General features: G+C 55.7%; 20 protein-coding genes and 3 pseudogenes. 11 read left to right on the top strand and 12 right to left on the bottom strand.

From position 1 onward, the window contains the following. Positions 1 to 23 precede the first annotated feature (23 nt). The 6 genes from P3T16_RS23755 to trxA all read left to right on the top strand — a co-directional run bounded on the left by P3T16_RS23755 (position 24) and on the right by trxA (position 4,243). On the top strand, positions 24 to 1,052 hold the full coding sequence (locus P3T16_RS23755) for a saccharopine dehydrogenase family protein (protein ID WP_429344119.1): 1,029 nt from the start codon (positions 24 to 26) through the stop codon (positions 1,050 to 1,052). A gap of 163 nt (positions 1,053 to 1,215) precedes the next feature. Then, positions 1,216 to 2,088, top strand: a complete 873-nt coding sequence (gene yghU, locus P3T16_RS23760; RefSeq protein WP_429344120.1) for a glutathione-dependent disulfide-bond oxidoreductase — start codon at positions 1,216 to 1,218, stop codon at positions 2,086 to 2,088. Between the two features lie 318 nt (positions 2,089 to 2,406). Continuing rightward, a complete protein-coding gene (locus P3T16_RS23765) occupies positions 2,407 to 2,718 on the top strand; it encodes a hypothetical protein (RefSeq protein ID WP_429344121.1) in 312 nt (103 codons plus the stop codon). A 155-nt stretch (positions 2,719 to 2,873) separates the two neighbouring features. Next, positions 2,874 to 3,137 (top strand): glutaredoxin 3, encoded by a 264-nt coding sequence (grxC, locus tag P3T16_RS23770; RefSeq protein ID WP_429344122.1) that lies wholly within the window; start codon positions 2,874 to 2,876, stop codon positions 3,135 to 3,137. A gap of 79 nt (positions 3,138 to 3,216) precedes the next feature. Further along, positions 3,217 to 3,723, top strand: coding sequence for a DUF1993 domain-containing protein (locus tag P3T16_RS23775; protein WP_429344123.1), 507 nt, complete (start codon positions 3,217 to 3,219; stop codon positions 3,721 to 3,723). A gap of 193 nt (positions 3,724 to 3,916) precedes the next feature. Then, on the top strand, positions 3,917 to 4,243 hold the full coding sequence (gene trxA, locus P3T16_RS23780) for a thioredoxin TrxA (RefSeq protein WP_429344124.1): 327 nt from the start codon (positions 3,917 to 3,919) through the stop codon (positions 4,241 to 4,243). Between the two features lie 317 nt (positions 4,244 to 4,560). Here trxA and P3T16_RS23785 read toward each other — a convergent pair. From P3T16_RS23785 to adh, 11 genes and pseudogenes are all read right to left on the bottom strand, one after another. Next, positions 4,561 to 4,710 (bottom strand): annotated as a pseudogene (locus P3T16_RS23785) (RNA-guided endonuclease InsQ/TnpB family protein); the annotation flags it as partial. 704 nt (positions 4,711 to 5,414) lie between these two features. Further along, the gene (locus tag P3T16_RS23790) at positions 5,415 to 5,675 is read right to left on the bottom strand and encodes a hypothetical protein (protein WP_429344125.1); all 261 of its coding nucleotides are present in this window, start codon (positions 5,673 to 5,675) and stop codon (positions 5,415 to 5,417) included. Positions 5,676 to 6,360: 685 nt separating this feature from the next. Further along, on the bottom strand, positions 6,361 to 7,152 hold the full coding sequence (gene map / locus P3T16_RS23795) for a type I methionyl aminopeptidase (RefSeq protein WP_429344211.1): 792 nt from the start codon (positions 7,150 to 7,152) through the stop codon (positions 6,361 to 6,363). Next, a complete protein-coding gene (locus tag P3T16_RS23800) occupies positions 7,152 to 7,385 on the bottom strand; it encodes a ParD-like family protein (RefSeq protein ID WP_429344212.1) in 234 nt (77 codons plus the stop codon). The genes map and P3T16_RS23800 overlap by 1 nt, the downstream gene beginning before the upstream one ends. A gap of 406 nt (positions 7,386 to 7,791) precedes the next feature. Next, on the bottom strand, positions 7,792 to 8,976 hold the full coding sequence (locus P3T16_RS23805) for a thiolase family protein (protein WP_429344126.1): 1,185 nt from the start codon (positions 8,974 to 8,976) through the stop codon (positions 7,792 to 7,794). A 70-nt stretch (positions 8,977 to 9,046) separates the two neighbouring features. Next, a complete protein-coding gene (locus P3T16_RS23810; RefSeq protein ID WP_429344127.1) occupies positions 9,047 to 10,243 on the bottom strand; it encodes a DUF3322 domain-containing protein in 1,197 nt (398 codons plus the stop codon). Then, entirely contained in the window at positions 10,224 to 10,466 is a 243-nt protein-coding gene (locus P3T16_RS23815) for a hypothetical protein (protein ID WP_429344128.1), read from the bottom strand. The genes P3T16_RS23810 and P3T16_RS23815 overlap by 20 nt, the downstream gene beginning before the upstream one ends. Positions 10,467 to 10,932: 466 nt before the next feature. Next, positions 10,933 to 11,331, bottom strand: a complete 399-nt coding sequence (locus P3T16_RS23820) for a thioredoxin family protein (RefSeq protein WP_429344129.1) — start codon at positions 11,329 to 11,331, stop codon at positions 10,933 to 10,935. Between the two features lie 203 nt (positions 11,332 to 11,534). Continuing rightward, positions 11,535 to 12,005, bottom strand: a pseudogene (locus tag P3T16_RS23825) (methylated-DNA--[protein]-cysteine S-methyltransferase); the annotation flags it as partial. Between the two features lie 634 nt (positions 12,006 to 12,639). After that, positions 12,640 to 13,035, bottom strand: a complete 396-nt coding sequence (locus P3T16_RS23830; protein ID WP_429344130.1) for a DUF779 domain-containing protein — start codon at positions 13,033 to 13,035, stop codon at positions 12,640 to 12,642. Between the two features lie 116 nt (positions 13,036 to 13,151). After that, complete coding sequence (gene adh / locus P3T16_RS23835) at positions 13,152 to 14,681, bottom strand: aldehyde dehydrogenase (RefSeq protein WP_429344131.1); 1,530 nt, start codon at positions 14,679 to 14,681, stop codon at positions 13,152 to 13,154. A gap of 273 nt (positions 14,682 to 14,954) precedes the next feature. On the opposite strand from adh, the gene P3T16_RS23840 reads away from it, so the two are divergent. The 4 genes and pseudogenes from P3T16_RS23840 (at position 14,955) to P3T16_RS23855 (ending at position 21,576) form a co-directional block, all read left to right on the top strand. Next, positions 14,955 to 16,868, top strand: a complete 1,914-nt coding sequence (locus P3T16_RS23840) for a sigma-54-dependent Fis family transcriptional regulator (protein ID WP_429344132.1) — start codon at positions 14,955 to 14,957, stop codon at positions 16,866 to 16,868. Between the two features lie 1,161 nt (positions 16,869 to 18,029). After that, on the top strand, positions 18,030 to 18,713 hold the full coding sequence (locus tag P3T16_RS23845; RefSeq protein WP_429344133.1) for an antibiotic biosynthesis monooxygenase family protein: 684 nt from the start codon (positions 18,030 to 18,032) through the stop codon (positions 18,711 to 18,713). Between the two features lie 47 nt (positions 18,714 to 18,760). Continuing rightward, positions 18,761 to 18,976: pseudogene (locus P3T16_RS23850) on the top strand (formate hydrogenlyase); the annotation flags it as partial. A 761-nt stretch (positions 18,977 to 19,737) separates the two neighbouring features. Further along, positions 19,738 to 21,576 carry an FAD-dependent oxidoreductase gene (locus P3T16_RS23855; protein ID WP_429344134.1) on the top strand — a complete coding sequence of 613 codons (1,839 nt, stop codon included), beginning with the start codon at positions 19,738 to 19,740 and terminating at the stop codon, positions 21,574 to 21,576. Positions 21,577 to 21,881: 305 nt separating this feature from the next. On the opposite strand, the gene P3T16_RS23860 is transcribed toward P3T16_RS23855, so the two are convergent. Beyond that, positions 21,882 to 22,139, bottom strand: a complete 258-nt coding sequence (locus P3T16_RS23860) for a hypothetical protein (RefSeq protein WP_429344135.1) — start codon at positions 22,137 to 22,139, stop codon at positions 21,882 to 21,884. 172 nt (positions 22,140 to 22,311) lie between these two features. Here P3T16_RS23860 and P3T16_RS23865 point away from each other — a divergent pair. After that, a protein-coding gene (locus tag P3T16_RS23865) for an IS5 family transposase (protein ID WP_429344136.1) occupies positions 22,312 to 23,129 on the top strand; the annotation gives its coding sequence in 2 pieces (ribosomal slippage) (positions 22,312 to 22,660 and positions 22,660 to 23,129; 819 coding nt in all). The last annotated feature ends 239 nt before the right edge of the window (positions 23,130 to 23,368 follow it).

Raw genomic sequence — 23,368 nt, forward strand, 5'->3', positions numbered from 1 at the left:
TAGCGGTTTTTTGGAGAAGATGGATGGATCGGTTGGGAAATAAGTCAGTCGTCGCTGTGTTCGGGGCTACCGGGCACACAGGTCAATTTGTGGTGAAAGAATTGCTGCGTCGCAACATGATGCCTATTGCAATTGCGCGTAACGCCAAGGCGCTGGAAGCTGCGAAAGCGGCGTTTCCTGACCTCGTTACTCGCCAGGCGACTGTTGATGATGCGGTCTCACTCGACAAGGCGTTCGAAGGCGCTCAGGTGGTCATCAACTGCGCGGGTCCTTTTGCGGATACGGCAGAAGCCGTAGCGGGCGCAGCAATACGGGCGAAGGCTCACTATATTGATGTCTGCGCCGAGCAGGGAGCGGCTCAAAAGACCCTTGATATTTTTGATGCCCCTGCCCGTGAGGCCGGCGTTGTCGTCGTCCCGTCAGTGGCGTTCTATGGTGGATTCGCAGACCTGCTCGCTACGGCCGCGCTCGGCGACTGGGATGCAGTCGATTCCATCGAGATCATGATCGGCCTTGACAGCTGGCATCCAACTCGGGGCACGCGAATTACGGTTGACCGCAAGGCTGTAGGGAACCTGGTGGTCTCCGGCGGGAAGCTCGTGGCTGCATTGCAGCCGCAGCAGAAGCAATGGGAATTTGGTGAGCCCCTGGGCAACCAGACCCTTGTGGAAGTGCCATTCAGTGAGCCCATCCTGATTTCGCGGCACATCAAGGCGAACGAAGTTCACAACTATCTCAGTCAGATTGCAGTTCGCGATGTTCTCGATTCAACCACACCTGCTCCAGAGGCCGTCGATGAGACGGGACGTTCAGCGCAACGTTTCGTGGTCGAGGTGCTGGTCACGCGAGACGACAAACAACGTGGCGCGAGCGTGCACGGGCAAGACATCTATGCCGTCTCCGCCCCGCTGATTTGTGAGGCGGTAGAGCGTCTGCTTCGAGGAAAGTTCACGTCTGTCGGCGCACACGCACCTGGCGAGGTCTTCGATGCCCGGGACCTCCTGGTTGCGCTTGGGCTTGGTTATACAGCCAGCGAATTCGCGATGGCATGAACGTCTGTACACGCCAGTAAATGAGGGATTCAGACGGCTGGCTACCGTCTGATCTCGGTTACGAGAGTCATGCAGCGGCTGTTTTCTCGTAAGACCTCAAGCCAGGTACCTCAGACCAGAGTTGACGGCATAGGAAAAAGTTATTCCGTAAATGGAGCTATCGATGAGTGAAGAACTAGACTACGTGCCTCCAAAGGTCTGGACCTGGACGAAGCCGAATGGTGGCACGTTTGCAGACACTAACCGGCCTGTCGCTGGGCCCACGCATGACAAGGAACTGCCAGTCGGTCGCCATCCATTGCAGCTTTATTCGCTGGGTACGCCAAACGGTGTCAAGGTCACGATCATGCTGGAAGAACTCCTTGAGCTCGGGCATTCCGGCGCGGAATACGATGCCTGGCTAATCGAAATCAAGAAGGGCGATCAGTTTGGCAGCGGTTTTGTAGCGATCAATCCGAATTCGAAGATACCGGCTCTCATCGATCGCAACTCGTCTGAGCCAATTTCGGTTTTTGAGACCGGCTCTATTCTGCTCTATCTAGCGGAGGAATTTGGCGAGTTCCTCCCAAGGGACATTGCGGGTCGCACTGCCGTGCTTAACTGGCTGTTCTGGCAAGTCGGTAGCACGCCATTTTTCGGAGGTGGTTTTACGCACTTCTACTCGTACGCGCCTGTCAAGATTGAATATGCGATTAATAGATATGCAATGGAGTTAAAGCGCCAGCTCGACGTGCTCAACCGTCAGCTTGCTCCGCATGAGTACATAGCAGGCCGCGAATATAGCATTGCGGACATGGCAATTTTTCCGTGGTACGGAGGCCTTGTAATGGGCTGGTATGACACGGCAGCGGAGTTCCTTTCTGCGCACGAGTACCCGAATGTTATCCGTTGGGCTGAAATGATTGCAGCGCGGCCAGCCGTGCAGCGTGGTCGTATGGTGAATCGGACATGGGGAGACGATCTATCCAAACAGCTTCCGGAGCGCCACGATGCAACCGATTTTCAGACGAAGACACGGGACAAGGTGCCGACATGATGTGCGGATACTCCTGGCAGCGTAGTTGTACGCGGCATGGACGAAGCTTTGGACAGACTCGCTTCGCGTGGCGTCGAAAGGTAGCTGACGCTCGACGTGTAAGCGTTAGCCGATTGCGTCGCGCCATTTAAGGGTGATTTTTCAACGGTTGGAATCGCGCAGCTCTGGGCAATAAATGCTGTAGTTCCCTGACCATGAGGCCGAAATGCATCATTTTTGCGATTTTCAATATCGCTAAGGATGCGGGGCGAATTCGAGATCGAACGCTCCTCATGCCATCTGAATCGATCTCGGAAGTACTTCCCGAAGGTGAATACCATGAAGACGTTGTCAGAAATTCGCAAGCTTGCCATTGTAATAGCTGCGTCGTTCGCGGCAGTAGCGCCGGCTGTTCACGCGACCACCCAAACGGAGGACGGTGCAGGTTCGGCTCGCGTCGGCCAGCAAGGCTACAATCAGAATGACGAAATGCGTGCTCCGGAGAATCAGGGCATGACTGATGTGCGATACGCCTCATCAAAGCCGAATGCGGCGTATAGCGCAAATGCATCGGGATCGACACAGGCTCGCGAAGCCCGCGAGATGACTGTGAGCACGTATTCTCCGCCAATTGTGGTAATTCGGCGCTGATTGGCCACGCCCCGACGGGGTACAGATTGTGAGTGCACCCAGAAAGCGGGAACACGACGGGGCTCGCCACCGGCGGCTAACATATTCCGCCACAATTAGAGCAAGCGGGGGATATGCATGCTGAACCGATACACGGATAATGAAGGAGCGGAAACATGAACAAGGTGATGATGTACAGCCGGCAAATTTGCCCTTACTGCGATATGGCTGAACGTCTTTTGCGGTCGCGCGGTGTCGACCAGATTGAAAAAATCATGATCGATACGAACGCTGGAACACGGGAACAGATGATGACCCGCACAGGCCGTCGGACAGTTCCGCAGATCTATATCGGAGAAACGCATGTAGGGGGTTTCGATGATCTTGTTGCACTCGATCGCGACGGTGGGTTGTCGCCGCTTCTCGGCAACGTGGCTTAATTCTCTAACGCGGCGCATCGGCGGGTCGAGACGCGCAGAAGTATTGCCACGCGTGAAGTAAACCAGATGAGGAAATCCCATGTATCACCAGGCTATTTCGCAGTGCGTACACGCTTTGAAGGCTGTTGAGATTTTTCTCGACAAAGCGGAGCGCCATGCGCAGGAGAAGAATTATGACGTCAACGTCCTTATGTCAGGCCGTTTGGCTCCTGACATGATGCCCTTCACCTATCAGGTTCAGAGTGCTTGCGATTATGTGAAAGCGGGAGCCGCTTGGCTGTCGGAGCAGAAGCCGCCAATGCATGAGGACACCGAGCGAACAATCGATGAGGTGCGCGCGCGCATCAGGAAAACGGTGGAGTTTGCGCAGAGCGTGACAGCAGAACAGTATGCGAACGCAAATGAGCAGAAAGTGAAAATGTCTTGGGCTCCCGGTAAAGTTTTGGAGGGGCAGGTTTATCTTTTGCAAATGACAATTCCAAACGTCTACTTTCACGTCGCGATGGCTTACGCCATACTACGTCAGAACGGCGTTGACGTTGGCAAGATGGATTTTTTAGGGGCAATCGATTTTATTGATGCCTGACTGCCTTGGCGCCAGAGAGGCAATCGTCAAGTGAGCCGGGTTTCAGCAAGCGACCGATGAAATTCAACAGTCGAACGAAGATCAGACTGCCATCATCGCAGCGAGAAAGAAGTCAGGATGTTTAAAGCTTCTCCATTTCTTTCGGGGGAAGAGCATTCAGACGCGAGTCTCAAACCTATAGAGGGATTAGACAATGAATGAATCAATCAAGCACATCAGCGACGCATCTTTCGAACAGGATGTCGTCAAATCGGATAAACCCGTCCTGCTAGATTTTTGGGCAGAGTGGTGCGGTCCGTGCAAGATGACTGCGCCCGTCCTCGATGAGGTCGCGAAGGATTACGGTGATCGCTTGCAGGTCGCCAAGATCGACGTGGACGAACATCAGATGACGCCAGTCAAGTTTGGCGTACGCGGAATACCCACGCTGATTCTCTTCAAGAACGGTGCGGCTGTTGCACAAAAGGTCGGCGCACTCTCCAAGTCGCAGCTTGCTGCATTCCTTGACGCGAATCTGTAACAGTATTGTCTGCAGGCGCTGCTGCTATCAGCGCTCTTTGCAATCGCGCGGTGCGGCATAGAGGGAGAAAGGGCAGTCGTCAATGCGCGAGGCGAATGTCTAGTGCGCTTTTGTTCAATTCGCAAGGATCTCGTCAGATGCCACGACGTCGTTCAGACGGTTAAGGTGCCGCAGTGCCTAGAACCGAACGGGCGGCGTCAGTGCAGTCGGCGAGCGAAATGCACGGCTGCCGTGACGCATATACCTCAGACCGGGCGAGCGTAGCATGGTGTTCATCGGATGCAGTATGGATTGCCTGCTTGTCTTACGGCGATCCGCTAGCGTTGACTGGCATTAGTCTTCCTCCCCGCTCTCAGCAGCTTGCGGCTGCCGCGATGGGCACGGAGAGGATGAGTTCCTGCCGCAAGAATATTTTCCGCCGCGTTGATGTCGCGATGGTGTTGTGCGCCGCACTCGATGCAGGCCCACTTCTTCCAGACCCTTCGAGCCTATGCGCCTTTTGCTGCAACTATAGGCCCGGGTTGAACACGCTTCATCGACCTCGTCAAACCTCGCGCCGGCGTGATCGCCCCTGTACTGAAAGCGAGCGGCGAGCGCCGGAAGGACTTCTGCCAGCGCAGCCTGCCATCCTGGCCTGCTTCCGGCGGTCGGCGTACTCTTTGCAGACCGCCTGGACAGGGGGAATGTCCGGTCTCGCCTTGCCACCGCTTTTGGTGAACGGATGGGAGTCGGAAGCCGAGCGGAACCGTCGCTCACGCTCCCATATCTTTAACAAGAGCTCGTTGCAATAGTTTCGCAGGAAATTTACGGCGCATGCTTTTTCCCACAATTGTGATGCGTGTTTGTCTTTGAGGCGAAGATGGAGAACGTGAGCGGTGTGCTACATGTGTTGGATGCGGTTGCTTCTCTGTATATGCACATCCTCAATTCTCTTTGGAAAATCAGCAGAATCCCCCTTCGTCGTTTGCAAAGGGATTTTCATCCCCGGCCTGAAGACCGAGGTCTTCAAACTAAGCGCATGATAATCCAGTAGCCGTTCGCGGGGCATAAACGGCGTTTTATTTGATCTCAATCTGAATGTTTATTCAATAATCGACTCATGTACCAGAATGAGTTTAGGAAAATGCCGAATTCGTCAAAGGCAACGACAGCGTGGCAATCGTGGGCAATATCAATGAGAAGGAGCTCCGACCGTCATCGAGTAACGACCCAAACTCATCTCGGCTATCTGGCGAGTCGGGCTTCCATTTCGCCTGGCTTCATTCATCGAGACCAGCTTCTGATCATTGGGATCCGCAGATCGGTAGGTCACCTTTTCCTGAACTAATTGCGCCCTTACATCTTCGTTCAAAGCCGGTGGAGTTGATTGAGCGAAAGATGACACAGCCGGAATAAGGATAGCTGTGGCGACGATCAGTTGAGCAAGTTTCATAACGCTTCCTTCAATGTTTGTTCCACGAACACTCGGTTACAGATTTGATGAATGAAGTGTAGACCGGTAACTGCTCAAAACTGAGCACAATCAGCGCAATTCATTGTTGTCGGCTTATGTACGACTCGCAGGCATGAAGAAGAAGCCGGAAGTGCTGCGATTACCGTGATCAGTCGCCTGCGTGATGAAGGATGGCGTATGGCCACTCGTAACTGCCCGGAAGAACCGTTTTGAGTTGCGATGAATGTCTTGGCACGTCGTGTCCAACAAAAATTGGCGGGCACCATCGCGGCGACGCCACTTGCCCAGAGCAAGGATGCCCATGAATGAGCGCTTACTGTTTTCCTTGCTTTGCTGACTCGCAAATTGTCATTCGTGCGAATCCGAGTGGCGTACGTCCGATAGCGATAGCGTGGCTCTATCTCGATCAGGCTTGGTTCGATATTGTCGGATGCCGGCTGTTAGTGATTCTGCCTGCAATGCCGTAGGGACGACATAGATGGCATGAACTTGTTCCAGTCTCCACGTATTTACGCTGAGGCAGAAGCAGGAGCAGAAGCGAAGGTTTCATGCATCTGCAGCCATGTCCACGATGAATCCAGTGAGTCGCCCAACATTCGCTGATTAAAACGTTTATACGAGGTGTGCCACCGACAAACTGGATCAATAGCTGGGAAGGTACATACTATATCGGGCTGTACTCGCCATATCCGTCGGGCCATTCAGTCAGCACCTCAAATCCGTTTTCGGTGACGCAGACCATATGTTCCCATTGCGCAGAAAGGGAGTGATCTTTTGTGACAACCGTCCAGCCATCTGGTAACACTCGAGTGTCTGATTTACCAGCGTTCAACATCGGTTCAATTGTGAAAATCATACCCGGTTCGAGCGTTAGTCCTGTCCCTGCGCGACCGTAGTGAAGCACCTGTGGCTCGTCGTGGTAAACATCTCCGATGCCATGGCCACAGTAATCGCGCACGATGCTAAATCCTTCACGATGCGCGACCTGCTGAATGGCATAACCGACGTCCCCAAGAGTTGCTCCTGGCTTCACGGCCCGGATACCGGCGCGCGTCGCTTCGTAGGTAGTCGTGACGAGACGGCGGGCGAGCACGCCCGGCTGCCCGACGAAGTACATGCGGCTCGTGTCGCCGAACCATCCATCCTTGATAAGTGCTACGTCTACATTGATGATGTCTCCAGCCTTAAGCAACTTGGAAGACGGGACGCCATGGCAGACAACATCGTTGACCGACGCGCATATCGTTTTCGTGTAGCCGTGATAGCCGATATTGGCAGGAACAGCCAGCAGGACATCCACTATGTAGTCGTGGCAACGCCTGTCCAATTCATCAGTCGAGATCCCCGGTTTTACGTATGCCGAGATCATCTGGAGAACTTGTGCTGCGAGCCGCCCCGAGGTACGCGCCATTCCAATTTCTTCGGGTAGGCGAATCGAGACTTCTGTCCCAATCATCATGCGGCCTCGCTGACCGATTGATCGGGAAGTGGGAGCGCTTGTCCGCCCGATTCTTTCGCGGCCTCGATGAGCATTGCGCACAGCTCACCATAGGACTTCGCGGGATTTAATTCGGCCAACATGCCAACGCGCAACCAGTGTTCGGCCTGTGAGTTGATCGAACGACAAAGTGCTCCGCTGGTGGAACGGAGGTTAGCGTGCATTTGTTCCGAGATCTTGATGATTCCTATGTGGCCCCAAATAAGCGTAACGTATATACGGAACGTGTAATAGCAGGAAGCGCAGAAGCCTGCTGCGAGGAGAGCTGCGGCGGGATGGTCGTCCATGCGAAAGCGGACGGTACAGTAGATCACTGCGACAACCTGGCCGACAACCTGGCGGCTCTGCGAATTGCGCTGCCTTGGTGGTGCTGCCGCCTACAACGCCAGCAACCGATTTGTTCGCCGCACATCTTTGAATGTGTCGACTTCAGTCATAACAAAGTGGTTGACTTGCACTCGACACCAACGACTCCCTGGTTTGCGTTGAACGTGGCCAGCCTTCTTCCAATGATGCGGCATTTCGTAAGCAAAACCGCACGCAGACGGATCATACGAATCGCCGCGCGCGGTCTGCCAGACAACCTGTTGCTTATCGTCAGATGATTTCAAGCGCCAGCGCAATTCCCTGGCCGCCGCCAATACATAGAGTCACGATGCCGCGCTTCAGGCCATCGCGGCGCATCGAATGGATAAGGCGAGTAGTGAGTATCGCGCCCGTCGCACCGATGGGATGACCGTGTGCAATCGCGCCGCCTTCAACATTGATGATGTCGTGCGCGAGCCCCAGCTTTTGTGAAACGGCAAGTGGCACTGCGGCGAACGCCTCGTTGATCTCAATGCGTTCGATATCACTCAACTTCCAGCCGGCCCGTTCCAGCGCGATCGGTACAGCGGGCACTGGCCCGAGGCCGAACATGCCCGGCTCGACCGCCGCGATACCGAAGGCAACGAGGCGCGCAGACGCTTCGATGCCATGTGCGTCCGCATAGTCGCGTCCTGCAACGATCATCGCGGCCGCGCCGCTGTTAAGGCCCGGCGCATTACCGGCCGTGATCGTGCCTTCGGGACGAAAAGCGGGGCGCAGCTTTGCGAGCGTTTCGACAGTGGTGTCCGGACGCGGCTGCTCGTCGCGCGCAAAGTTGACCGTACCTTTGCGCCCCTTAACCTCGACGGCGACCAGCTCTGCGTCGAACGCACCGCGCTCCTGCGCAGCCACGAACCGTTGCTGCGAACGCGCCGCCCATTCGTCCTGCGCGACGCGCGTCAGTTCGGCTTTCGTTACGAGATCCTCTGTGTGCCAACCGGAATGCTCATTCGAGAACGCATCCACGAGACCGTCTCGCAACATACTATCGTGCATCTGTGCGTTTCCCATGCGGTTACCCCAACGCCCGCTTTCAAGCAGGTAAGGCGCACGGTCCATGTTCTCCATACCGCCTGCAATAGCCACGTTGCCGAGTCCGAGTGCAATTTCCTGCGCCGCCGAAACGATCGCCTGTGCACCCGATCCACATACACGGTTCACCGTCAGGGCCGGGACCGGGATCGGGACACCGCCATCGATCGACGCCTGCCGCGCGGGATTCATCTTGTTGCCTGCCTGGATCACGTTGCCCATTACCACCGACGACAACGTGTTCGCATCTAGCCCGCTGCGGCGCAGCGTTTCGCGCACGACGATCGCGCCGAGCTGCGTGGCCGAAATGTCTTTCAACGAACCACCAAATGCGCCAATCGGCGTTCTGACGGGGTAAGCAATCACTACATCGCGTGCATTCATAGCAACTCCTCTGGTTGAAGTATCAATGTTCAGCACCCCGTGCAAACGAGGCGTTCATTTACGCATGCCGTCAACTGGCAACGACGTTTGTCGACGCGCCCACGAAGGTCTGCTGCAAGAGATCATCTAACGCTGCCAGCACATAAGGCCAAGGGATGCGCTCCTGTTCGAGTCGCACCATGTAGCTCCATCGATGTTCGCGAAGACCTCGATAGACGTCCGCTTCGCTCGCGGTTAGGTGTTCCATCACGACGTCGGAAGACTGCTCAGTTTCTCTTGCCCATAAATGGTGGTGATTCAAAAGAGTAGTCTCGTCCATCATGAGCGAGCGAATGCCATGGACAATACGTCTGGCCTGATTGAGGATGAAAAAGCCGTGCGTATCGATGTCGCCCCAGTAGATGCATACCCTGCATGCCTGCAGCCAGGTCAACTGTTTGATTACACTTACTGCGTTTCCCAATCTGATAAAGGCAATCGCTCCCGGTCGATCTGGAAGTGCGAGCCCAGAGTCACGATTTTCAACCAGAAGCACGGTCGAAGGCTCAAGCTGAAGCTGGGCTAACTCCTCGATCGGCGCTTCGATGTCCCGCAATCCGCCGGTCTTTGCGCGAAGGCGAGGGCAGAGGACCAGCAGACGGAGTCTGATCGGCGGTCTACGCAATCCACATAGATCATGAAAGTCGTCTTCGGCACATGAGACGATCGACTTCAGAATCGTGGAGACCACCCCGATGCGTTGCTCGATCCATTTGGTATCAATTCCCTCAAGTGGAATTTGCCGTAGATATATCCCCGATGACCTGTTTGCTTCGAACCACCCCAACAATCTCACCAGCCGGTCAAAATCGTCCTCGGTGTAATCAACGATGACATTTAGTCGGTTTCGTACTGCTGGAAGACTCTGAGGCCAACGCTGCAGCAGCTCCGCGTACCGCTTTACGGCTGTTACCCAACGCCGACTCTCGCTGATGGCAGCGGCAACATCGCAGGGGGAGGCAAATATCAACGAAACGGGAATAGTCTGCGCTCCTATTCGGGACCAGTCTCGAATTTTCCATTTGACCTCCCCGGGATGCGCCCACTTACGCCATTGTTCTACCCAGTTTCGTACTCCAGCCGGATTATCGAACACGTCCCGTTGGTTCGGGGCACCCAAAGAGAGCGAGAGCGGCCAGATACCGTCTCCGGCGATCCAGTTTTGAAATTGATTACTGAATCGCCGGGCCAGAGTCTCAAGGAGCCTGTCAGGCAGCGTCAGCTTCATCGTCATTCTTCATGTCGGGAGTGAACTTGAGACGTAGAGTTTCCGAATCGTAGTCGATCGGTATGACGGCCGATTGAACAGAGCCGGAGAGCGTGGTTTCTCCATCCAGAAAAAGCGAATGAAGCGATGCGATCACGACCGGCGCTTTCGTGGCGCTCAACAGCTTCCAAAGTGGCTGCTCTTTAAGAGCCTGCAAGGCAGCGATCGCTCCCAAGGTCTTCATCGGCCATCCCCACAGACGGGCGCCATTGAGACGCCAGAATCTAGTGCTACAGGCAAAAACCAGAAGAGACACCCAAACGGAATGTCAAATCAGGATTATAAAGATAATACTTCAGAAGAGGCGACGACACAGGCCTAGATTCTGCGATAGCATACACTTGCTGGTCGCAAAACGCGTAGACAGCGAATTGATGCGTTCTCGTTCTTTTCGGCGTTTGATTGCAGTGACAGGACTGAGGAGAGCGAGTGCGATCGATGAAGTGAATTTGGGTGCGAAAAGCGTACTGACGGTGGAGTCAATAGAAGGGCCATCGCCAATGCGATGTACGTCGCTATCGCGACGTCAGCTTGGCATATAACGTGCTGATGGCGGGACGCCATCAGCCTGCAGGAAGTGTCCTAATTCCTGCTGTGCCGCGCGCCTCCACCAGCAACTGAGGATGGTAAGCATATCAATTTCGACTTGCTCATTCTCGCGTTCCAATTGACCGAGTCATGCAAAGCGCCTGGCGCAGTTTCGGCGCGCCCGTCATCTGAGATAGCGAGGATAAGTCGATAAGCAGGCGTTCAATGATTGACGCCTGTGGAAGCACTGTGCCAAAAAAACGGGTCACGATCGAATCCTGGATCAGGATGGTCGGGAAATTTTCTACGTCCAGATCGTCGAAGAGATCGGCGTGATCTTCAACGTCGATCCACACGAAGCACATATCCGGATGTCCGACTGCAAGTTTGGCGAAGTCTGCACGATACTCGCGACAGGTTCCGCACCACTCAGCGCACAGGCAGGCGACAAGCGGCGTGCCTGGCACGGCAAGGCGCTCGGCGATTTGTCCGGCGTCAGTATCGGGGTTCAATACAGGCATGCGAGATTTCCAAAATAGTCTTCTTGTGGAGCATAACTACTCGAACTTGCGTGAACGTAGTAGCGGCGTGCCTCGCTCTTGACGATGCAGTCATCCGAAATGCCGAGCACCAGGAAGCGGCCCATAGTGTTAAGGCGCAAATAGTCCAACCTGGCGGAAGTGGCAGCAAGCTTTCCGCGCGGCCCAGCGCCTCATCGGATGCCTTCAAGGGAAAGGAGCGTTTCCTTTGCTGGCAGGCCGCCAGCGAATCCAGTCAACGCACCCGAAGCACCTATGACACGATGGCAGGGGGCAATAATGGAGATCGGATTACGTCCGTTTGCCGCGCCTACCGCGCGGACCGCCCTCGCGTTACCAATCTGTGCCGCGATCTCACCATATGTTCGGGTTTCTCCATACGGGATGTCGAGCAAAGCGCGCCACACCTTCTTTTGAAAATCCGTCCCGATGAAACAGAGAGGCATGTCGAATCGGTTGCGTTTGCCGGCGAAATACTCACCTAACTGACGCTCTGCCTGGTCAAGAGTAGTGTCCTCAACCGCCTCACGCATTGAACCGAGCCGAACTCTACCAGGCCGCTCGTTCTCCCAAAGGATGGCTGCCAATTCTGACCCTCTGGCGACCAGCGTCAGTTTGCCTACAGGCGAGTCGACGATTTTGTACAGATACTCCATATCTTGCTCCTGTATCTCGATGTGCTCAGCCTGAGAAACTCTGCGAACAGGTCGAGAGCCAAGGACGACCGTGACCGCAGCCCCCTCGTGCGTGACGCAACGATGTCAAGTGATTCAGACCCCTCGGATCCACGGATATCATCGCTTTGGGGTGCCCGAAGTGAAAACCCCAACTCGGATCAGAAATGCCGTGGCACTTTTTCGTTCAGTTCACGGTTGGCTGTACAGGCAGGCATTGTGATTCTGGCTTAAGAGAGGCTGTATGGGGCCGGGATTGGTGGCGATGGAGCGATTCACCAGAACCCCCACGCCAATCGCTACACTGCGATCGCCGTTGCTCGCGAAATCCACAGTACGTCACGCTCGCTACAGCATTGGCCCACAATGTGTTGCAACTTCATGTGGATGTTGTTAATAATCTATCATAAATCGTCCAGATTTACCTGTGAAGCGTCGAGAGAGCCTACTCAGAAGCGGGGAATACGCTCGATATTGAGGATCGGATCGCAGGAGCAACAATAGTACTTTCGCCCGTATTCTTCGTCTGGCAGCATAATCAGCGAAGTGATCCAAGCTGCAAATGGTCCGGTTACATCCGAAGGTGCCGAACACAATCGTGCGGCACGGACGGATCCTAAGGCCGGGTGGGTACTCCTTCCTGTACGCGGAGCACTGGCTCAGTATCTGCCCACTCTTCGTCGGAATAGAGGCGCGAACGAGTTAGAAAGCGTATCCCTTCTGCTCCATCCAGCGAAAACGCCCCTCCGCGTCCTGGAATAGCATCAATTATCAGCTGTGTATGCTCCCAGTATTCAAACTGCGCAGCGCTCATGTAGAAAGGGCAGCCATCAATTTCGCCAAGTTGCACGTCTGATCCGCCAACCATGAATTCGCCCTTCGCGTAGCACATCGGGGAACTACCGTCGCAACAGCCGCCGGATTGGTGAAAAATTAGTGGGCCATGTTTGCTGCGCAGTGTAGCGATTAGCTCCAGCGCAGAGGGTGTGACAGTCACGCGCGGGGTGCTCATAACCAGTATCTCCTTTTGGCTGCGGACTGCACTATCGTGTGGCCCGCGCTCGCATGATGGGCGCTGTTGACGGACGCGCCGTACGGCGCGCCCTTGTATCGGTGACGACCCGGCGATTAGAAAAAGCCCAGCTTCTTCGGGCTGTAGCTCACCAGCAGATTCTTCGTTTGCTGGTAGTGGTCCAAGGCCGCCTTGCACATTTCGCGACCAATGCCCGATTGCTTGTATCCGCCAAATGCTGCATGCGCCGGATACAGGTTGTAGCAGTTCGTCCAGACACGGCCTGCCTTGATCGCACGGCCCATGCGATAGCAAGTATTGGCATCGCGCGACCAGACACCCGCACCAAGCCCATAAAGCGTGTCGTTCGCTATTTTCAGCGCGTCGTCGGCATCCTTGAAGGTCGTCACAGCAACGACCGGCCCAAAGATTTCCTCCTGGAACACCCGCATGCGATTGTGTCCTTTGAGGACAGTTGGCTGCACGTAGAACCCGTTGCTGAGATCCCCTGACAATTCGGTCCGATTTCCGCCAGTCAGCACTTGTGCACCTTCCTGGCGGCCAATATCGAGATAGGAAAGGATTTTTTCCAGCTGCTCGCGCGACGCCTGTGCGCCCATCATCGTGTCGACATCGAGCGGGTTGCCCTGTTTGATCTTCGCTACGCGGACGAGGGCACGCTCCATGAAGCGATCATAAAGTGATTCCTGGATCAGCGCACGGCTCGGACACGTACAGACTTCACCTTGATTCAGCGCGAACATGGCGAAGCCTTCGAGCGCCTTGTCAAGGAAGTCGTCGTCCTGTGCGGCGACATCCTCGAAGAAGATGTTGGGCGACTTTCCACCAAGTTCGAGCGTCACAGGGATTATGTTCTGCGACGCGTATTGCATGATCAGGCGCCCTGTGGTGGTTTCGCCAGTGAACGCGATCTTGGCTATGCGGTTGCTTGATGCGAGCGGCTTGCCAGCCTCGAGTCCAAAGCCTGTAACAATATTCAGCACACCCGGAGGCAGAATGTCGGCGATCATCTCGGCGAGCAGCATGACGCTCAGCGGTGTCTGTTCGGCCGGCTTGAGCACCACGCAGTTGCCCCCAGCCAATGCCGGCCCCAGCTTCCACGCTGCCATCAGGATCGGGAAGTTCCACGGGATGATCTGGCCGACAACACCGAGTGGTTCGTGATAATGGTACGCCACCGTGTCAGCATCAATTTCAGAGAGCGATCCTTCCTGGGCGCGAGTGAGGGATGCAAAATAACGGAAGTGGTCCGCCGCGAGTGGGATATCTGCTGCGCGTGTTTCGCGGATCGGCTTGCCGTTGTCCCATGTTTCAGCGGTTGCGAGCACCTCCAGATTCTCTTCGATCGTATCGGCGATACGGTTCAGCAGCCGCGCGCGCTCGGCCGGGGAAGTGGCGCCCCACGCGGGCGCGGCCTTGTGCGCGGCGTCGAGCGCCAGTTCGATATCCTGTGCAGTGGAGCGCGCATGACGCGACAGAATGGCGCCGGTGACCGGCGTAATGTTTTCGAAATATTCCCCTCCAACTGGCTCCAGAAACCTGCCACCGATGAAGTTGCCATACTGGGGTTTGATGCTTAGGCGGGTGCCAAAGGTTTGAGGCGTAATCTGAGTTTTGGTGTCCATCGTGCTGTCTCCGGGTTATAAGGTCCGCTAACATGCGGCGCCGGATGCCTATAAAGCAAAGAGCGGGCCATATAATGTGTCGTATGAACATACTCCAGGTGAAGCAGGGGTTTTAGGGCGGTTAAGTGGCATTTTTCGTCCGTCCGAAAGTGCTTTGTGAAAGCGCTTGGTCCTGTGCACTGTCGCAAGATGCGACATCGTCGCGCGACGGCATTCCTGAAATGCGACGATAATCAGGCAGGCTCACGCGCGAGGCCATGAAAGGAGACACCAATGACCGTTCACACAAGTGTTCGCACACAAAGGCCAACGCTCGCTGCCGCGAGGATGCAGTTTGCCGAGCAGGGCGCCGTGCCTGTAGGCAGCGTGGCAGAGCCCATCCTCCGTTCGTGGCGACGCTGTGCTGATCTCGGCTTCGACATGCACGATGCTCGTCATCGCCAGGAAGTTGTGACTGCCGCTGAATTGCGCTTCGCGCAGCAACGCAACGACGTATTGCAGCGGTTTTGCGCGCCAGCTCTTGATCGATTGGTTGAATTCGCGCAGCGCAGCGACGCTCTGGCGATACTCGCCGATGCGCAAGGTCTCGTGCTGGAGACTCGCGGCGACCCCGTCTTTGCTGTTCGCGCGTCTCGCGTCGCCTTGATGCCGGGTGCGCGCTGGGACGAAGGTGAGGCAGGCACCAATGCGATTGGTACGGCGCTCGCCGAAGGGCGTGCAATTATGGTCCACGGCGCGGAGCACTTCTTCGAACCGAACCACATTCTGACCTGCTCGGCAATGCCGATTAACGATCCGCGTGGCCGCATGCTCGGCGTACTCGATTTATCGGGGCCGGCTCGCGATGTTCCCCGAGCTCTGGAACGCGTGCGAGAAGCAGTGGATCTCGCTGAGCATGCGCTGTTCGAGCACGATTGCGGCAACTGCACAGTGCTGAGACTGCATCGCGAGGCAAGTTTGCTCGGCAAGTCATCCGAAGCGCTGCTCGCTTTCGAGGATGACGTTCTGGTAGCAGCTAATCGCTATGCGTTGGCATGGCTCACACTGGAATCGACCGCGCTAGGAGTGTTTCGTTATCAGGATATCTTCAGCGGCGACCTACGCGATATTCACGAGATGCGTCATACACGCGATGGTTTGGCATTCCACGCGCGACTAGACGCGCCGGCGCGGCGCACGCTCGGGACACCACGCAATGTTGCGGTCGCGCGTGACGAAATCGTTCGTGTCGCACCAGTTGTGCAGTCGCGCAAGTCTATCGACTTGATCCTTGACGTGGCGGCGCGCGCGTCGCTATCGCGTGCGATCAGGATGCTCGATGCTGACGTCGCGGTGCTTCTGCAAGGGGAGACCGGAACCGGGAAGGAAGTCTTCGCACGCGAGATGCATGCACGCAGTTGCCGCGCAAGCAAACCGTTCGTCGCTATAAACTGCGCTGCCGTGCCCGAATCACTGATCGAGGCCGAACTGTTTGGCTATGAAAGCGGTGCATTCACTGGCGCACGGCGGCAAGGACATAAGGGGCTGCTGCGTCAGGCCGAGGGCGGTGTCCTGTTTCTAGACGAGATTGGCGACATGCCGCTTCCTCTGCAGGCCCGTCTGCTACGTGTACTGCAGGAGCGGGAAGTCACGCCACTTGGAGGCGCGAGTCCAGTAGCGCTTGACTTTGCCCTGATCTGCGCGACGCATCGTCCATTGTCAGGAACAGGGTCGCCGCAGTTGGTGCGGCCAGACCTATATTTCCGAATCGCTGAATACACTGTCGCGCTTGAGCCGCTGCGTGCACGTTCAGATCGACATTTGATTGTGCGGCGGCTCTGGCAGTCACTTGGCGCAAACACGGCTTTGCCGGGTGAAATTGACGATGCACTTTCCATCTATGAATGGCCTGGCAATTTCCGGCAATTGGTGTCAGTACTACGCGCGCTGAAGGTACTTGCTGGAGAAGGCGGCGTCGTGCAGACAGCAATGCTGCCCGCAGAGATTTTGGCCCGAATCGACACCGGTGCGCAAACAACGAGAGGCACGACATATGACTCACAGTCGAGTCTGAAAATGGCCCAGGACAAGCGCATTGTCTCTACTCTCGAACGGTGCAACGGAAATATTAGCCAAGCCGCTCAGATCCTTGGCATCCACCGCAGCACGCTGTACCGGCATCTGGCATCCTTCCGCGACGAATCTTGATGGAGTGTGGGCTCTACACTCCGATATCGCTGCGCTTTCACCGATGCATCAGCAGAGCAACTTGCGCTCAACTCGGTGTCGTGGCCGTCGATCAGGTTTGCGCGGCTTCAATGCGTACCGCTCGAAACGCTCGTTCGCGATGCAGTTGCATGCCTCGGACATCAGGTGTTCCTTCGACTTGAACTGCCTGTAGAAGCCGCCTCGAGTGAGGCTGGCAGTGTTCATGACTTCGTTAAGGTAGTTCTTTTAGCAGATTTACCATCAGACCGCATGATGGCCGCGTTCGCTTCGAAGAAGTCAGGAATCGACTAGTGACGCGACGACCTCTGCCGCATTCGTCAAAGAAAAACGCACCGTGGAAGAGGGCAATACTGCGATTTTGTCGAGCCTCGGCTATGTGAGCGGTGAGGTTCGATTGGAAGAGTCGGGCGATCGCAAAAAGGTATCTAGACCACGAGCGGTATCTAGTCAGAGATGTTTGCGACGGCGAAGACTTCATTCGGTCGAGTGGCTGCAGTGTCGACGAGACCGGACTAACACGTCTCAAATTTCAAGCCAATTGGTGGCTGCGAGCTTCTTGATGTCCCGACAGCATACCTATCATTGTGCTGTGCTGTGCTGTGCTGTGCTGTGCTGTGCTGTGCTGTGCTGTGCTGTCGTTTGTAGTGTTGAGTACATCCCAGTCTATATCGTCTCAGCACCCCACGGAACCTTACCGTCGACGCTCGGATAGCGACCAATAGCTTGGTCAGCATCCGATGATCGTCCAGCACCAACCATCAGGACGGCAGGATTTCTTCGCTACAGCGCAGAGAGACGAAATAACCGTTCCACATCGTTATTTCATCTCAGCCTGACACATCGCCAAGCCGCGCGGCACTATGATTTTAGGGGGCTGACGCCGAATGACATTTCTCGAGGCGCCGAATGTGCTCGGAATCACGGTCGCGTGAGTGTAGTCTCAGAGTAACTGGCCATTCATAACGATGCTTAGCATGAGGATACGTTCAATAAATTAAAGATTGCGATTGTAAGCTATTGAACTAGTCCTCGAAAGGGGCGTGCGCATACATCCTTACGACGCATCTGTACGGACATCTACGTCCGATCTCTAAAATTGATGTCATTTCGGCCCCATGAAGCAAGTAACAGGAGGATACGATGTTTTCAGTACTGTTCGAAGTTCAGCCGCATTCCGACCAATGGGAAGCTTACTTGGGCTACGCGAAAATGCTCAAACCAGAACTGGAGCAAATCGACGGCTTCGTCGACAACATCCGTTATCGGAGTCTCACCCGGGATGGATGGCTGCTATCTCTATCGAACTGGCGCGATGAGAAAGCGCTCGTTCGATGGCGAACGCAGGGGATGCATCATGGCGTACAGGAGAAAGGTCGCTTCGAGGTATTCAACGACTATCACCTGCGAGTCGGGCAGTTGACCCAAGATACTCAATTGCCTGGCGGATGCGAGCTAAGAGCGCAGCGACTGGATGAAACAGAAACGGGGGATGCGACGACGGTCACTCTGATCAACACAAGACGTGACGCTGATTGGGTGAAAAGTGCGCAGGCAAAGGAGGTCGCACTAGCGCTGGGTTTGCAGGATGGCGCGACTGGCATGGTATCTTGGGACGTGTTCGATGCGGTATTGTCGCCCGGCGACATTATTCTCCTCGCGGCGTGGCGCAGCCACGAGGCTGCTGACACATTCTCGAAGTCAGTCGATTTTCAATGCGTGCGCTTCCGAACCGTGCGAATCGTGCGCGACTACGGCATGTACGACAGGCGTGAGGCGCCACAGTACTATGCTGACGCACAAAGTCCCGCTGTGACCAGAAGTTGACTCGACCTCCAACAATCTGGATGTTTATTGTCATCATGAACGAACTATCTTGGGACGCGACACCGCATCCGAAGCACGTGGTTGCCGCAGGCGACTGTGCATGCACGGGCGGCATCTTCAGGGACAGTTATGCCGTGTGCGGCCAGTTGTCTGACCTGCTTCCGGTGGACGTTGCCATTCCGGGCTGTCCGCCACCACCGATCGAGCTGTTAAGAGGCATTCTCACGGCGCTTCGTTCGAGGCCGGACGTACGCGCACCGTAAGCATTGCAAGAGAGAAATAGTGGGCTGGTTGGGAGCAGGGTTCGATTTGACAGCATTTACAGTGACCGTTTATTTCAACGTGCACAAATCTGCTCATGCACATTGTCGTCGCAGGGCAAACGGTTGTCCCTGCTGAGGGACGCAGCGCAGGTGCCGTCGCCACGGGTGCCTTTCGCGCTCCGGCGCGGCGAGCCACACGGTGTGGCGAGCCAACGCTCGCGCACCACGCCTCTATACGCTACATGAACGCCCCCCAGGCAGCCACACGCGAACCTCCGCTTTTCCTTGCAGGCAGCTCGAGGGTGTGATGACCGCCTCTTACCGAAACACGGATAATCGTGCCGGCGCGTGGCGCACGTTCAGCCAACTTCCGTCCACGGCGGGCAATGACGCCCGCCGCATGTAACGCGTTCATTCTGCATAAGCTTTTCACAATTCCTCGATAGTGACATTGCATCATCTTACGAACTCTGGCAATCGTTTAGCATCCCACTGGAACACGGAAGGCGGAGATGGACCGGCGCGGCTTGCCACGCGTATCATCATTGCATCAGAATCCGATACGTCGCATCGCCACCCGCCGCATGTTCTTCGGGGCTCGAATGCTCGAAGCACCAGCTGCACCCCGAGCAAGAAGCGGACTTGAGTGTCAACACGTTTGTCGCTGTCTCGAGGATTGCATTTTCGAGATATGTCACCGGTTCCAGTATGTGACTGTGGCCCCGTTCCACCCGGGCAGTAGAAAGAGAGGACGAAGACAAATGGCAACCAAAGACCGTTGCAACGAGAACACGGGGTCGGAGCGATTGCCTGACGAAGGGTTTGATACAACTCGACCATCTCGTGATACCGGATCGATTCACGTAAAGATCTCATCATTGCCGGGGCGAGAGTGGGACTTCGACGTCTCAGATAGCACCAAAGAGAACCAGATTCCATCTCGGCATGTCTCGATCGAACAGCGCTTGCCTCAGATGTTTCCTCAGATCAGTTCGCAACGGATTGAGAGGGCGCGGCGTTATGGCACGATCGAACGATTCGAAGCCGGTCAAATCATATATCGGATGGGTGAGCGCAGCCTTGGTGTTCGCATCCTGCTAAGTGGTACTGCTCGACTCACACGGAGGGATGGACTAGGAAACACACACTTCTGGATGGAACTGGGCGAAGGCCATTTTCTCGGCGAGACAGGGCAGTTAACAGGGAAGCCGCACCTTGCTGATGCGCACGCTGTCACCGACGTCGAAGCACTCCTGATTTCACCGGGCAAATTGCGGAGGTTGATGATTGAAGAGGCGTACATCGGTGAGCAGATGATGCGTGCACTTATTCTGCGACGTGCTGGATTGGTGCAGGAAGGTATCGGGCCCGTGCTGATCGGTCCGTTAAAAAATCCGAAACTGGTCGCTCTGGAAGCCTTCTTTCGGCGCGTTACCCATCCTTATCGGATCGTTGACAGCGATACGGGCTTCGACGTGTCCGTACTGGCCGACCCTCCGCCGGGTGGTAACAATGTATGGCCTATTGTTGCGCTTACAAACGGCACTACATTGGTCGATCCGTCGGAAACGGAACTCGCAGGCGCACTTGGCTTGCTGCCCGAGTTCGACGACTCACATGTCTATGACGTGGCCGTGGTTGGGGCTGGACCCGCTGGGTTGGCTACGGCGGTGTATGCGGCTTCCGAAGGATTGTCGGTGGTCGTTTTTGATACACAGGGGCCAGGCGGCCAAGCTAGCGCAAGCGCCAGAATTGAGAACTATCTGGGGTTTCCAACGGGAATATCTGGACATGCACTGTCGTATCGCGCATTCATGCAAGCGGTCAAATTCGGCGCTGAAATTGCCACACCCTCGGAGGTGACCGGACTGAGCTGCGGAGCGAGCCCTTACGAGCTGTCATTACGCAGTGGCGACGTGATCAAGTCTCGGGTGGTTGTAATCGCCTCTGGAGCGGCATACCGTAAGCCAGACATCGAGGGCCTCGATCTGGTCAGGACTCACGGCGTTTATTATTGGGCTTCAGCTATCGAAGGGCATCTATGCGAAGACAGGGATGTCGTGGTGATCGGGGGCGGGAATTCCGCAGGCCAGGCGATTGTCTTCCTATCCAGTTTTGCGCGACGAATACATGTAATCGTGCGGAGAGGAAGCCTCGAAGTAAGTATGTCACGTTATCTCGTAGACCGTATCGCCGCCCTGGATAACGTCTCGCTGCATTTGAACGCGGTGGTCAGGGCTGCGCACGTCGATGAGGAAGGGTTGAGCGGATTGGTGGTCGCGGGTGCCGACGGCGAACAGTTACTGGAAACCCGCCACCTGTTCCTGTTTGTTGGTGCAGAGCCGAACACTGCCTGGTTAGCCCAGTGTGGAGTAGCTGTAGATGAGCGAGGCTTCGTGTTCACTGGCCAAAGATCGCATGGGGCTGCGGTTCAGACGTGTTTTCCCTTCGAAACCAATGTCCCGGGCGTCTTTGCTGTCGGCGACGTACGGTCATCATCGGTCAAACGAGTGTCCGCAGCGGTGGGCGAAGGCGCTACGGTTGTTACCGAGATTCATAGTTTCTTTGCGCACAATACGCAAGTCGGAGCGGCTGGTTGAATCGAAGTTTGAGAGACGTAGCGACCCTCGGAACGTACAGTGGGAGTGGTCTATCTGGAGCGAACTATGAGGCGTCGTGTCCCAAGGCTACCGATAGCGGTGCAATGCCGATATCGAAATGAAAAAAGCTATGAAGCAGCGCGCACCTTTCCTTCTTCATCGATAGTCGTCACCGATGACCACGAACGCGCGAGACAGGATTTTGATATGGCGGCGTGCATATTTAACGTCTCGCGACCGGTCGCGTGACGCTTGCATGATCTTGCTCGCGACACGAAACCGGGCACAGAGTCATAACGGAGGCCTTAGCGGGTCGGCTTGATATCGAATTTGTCGACTGCCACACCGAGATTGACGCCTTCCCCGGTACCTGACAAGGCAATCGATACAGTGCCTTTTGTCAACACTTGTGCCGTCCCGCTCTGAACAACACCAGCGGACGCTCCAGCTTGTGCGTAGCTGCCAAAGACCTCCTTGATGCTATAGACATTGCTGATGTCACCCCTACCGCTGACATGGAACTTGCCGGCTGTAAGGCCGCCGCCATGCATCTGGATGCTCACCGTAGCGCGTTGACCGTTATCGCACGTCACTCGACCGTGTCCTTCAGCGTGTTGGTAGATTGCAGACCAACCCGACAAACTATAAGAGGTGGTTTCAAAAAGACGTTGTAGGGGCTGTTAACTCCATGGGCATCCTGTTAACCTTGAGCATCGTAACGATGAGATCGAGGGGATGGACAAGCCAATCATTGACGATGAATTGTGGAGAAGAATCGAATATTTACTTCCGCAGCCGAAGGCTCGACGCGAGAAGTATCCGGGCCGAAAGCCAGTACCCGATCGCGCGGCTTTGAACGGCATTGTGTTCGTGTTACGTACGGGACTGCGCTGGCGCGATCTGCCTGCCGAAATGGGTTGCGGCTCCGGCGTGACGTGTTGGCGCCGGTTACGCGACTGGCAGCAAGCCGGCGTATGGGACCGATTGCACGAGCTGCTGCTGGCCGAGCTTCGCGGCGCTGGCCAGATCGATCTTTCGCGAGTCATCGTCGATTCATCCTCTGTTCGCGCGATTGGGGCGGGCCAAAAACCGGGCCAAACCCCGTAGATCGTGCGCGACCGGGATCCAAACACCATGTCGCCACCGATGCGAACGGGGTGCCCCTCTCGATCATCCTCACAGGGGCCAATCGCCACGACATCACCCAACTGTTGCCGCTCATAGACGCAATCCCAGCTATTCGTGGCATTCGCGGGCGACCCTTGCAAAAGCCACAGGTCGTCTACGCTGACCGGGGATACGACTCCGAACCACACAGGCAGAGGTTGCGCGATCGCGGCATTAACCCGATTCTCGCGAAGCGGCGCACCGTCCACGGATCTGGCCTTGGAAAGTACCGCTGGGTAGTCGAACGCACACATGCATGGTTCCATAACTTCCACCGTCTTCGAATCCGCTACGAGCAACTGGCGACGATGCATGAAGCCTTCCTCAAACTCGCTGCCTGCATGATCTGCTGGAATACTCTTCAACGATCTGCTCAGGCATTTTGAAACCACCTCTAAGAAATGTGACACTTCACGGGGGCTTTGGCTGCCTGTGCATCTTCCACATGCAAGGTCATGAACGCTCCCGCGCAAAGCAACACAGTCATGGAAAAACCGAAGGCACGCTTGCTCATCTAACGATCTCCTGTTGAATTGGAACTGCGTCTTGTTGGGGATGTGAGATTAAAAGAGCGTAATCACTGACGTGATTGCCTGAAACCAAGCATCAAAAGCTTTTGATTTCG

It is taken from the genome of Paraburkholderia sp. GAS42 (assembly GCF_050436565.1).
Lineage (GTDB): Bacteria > Pseudomonadota > Gammaproteobacteria > Burkholderiales > Burkholderiaceae > Paraburkholderia.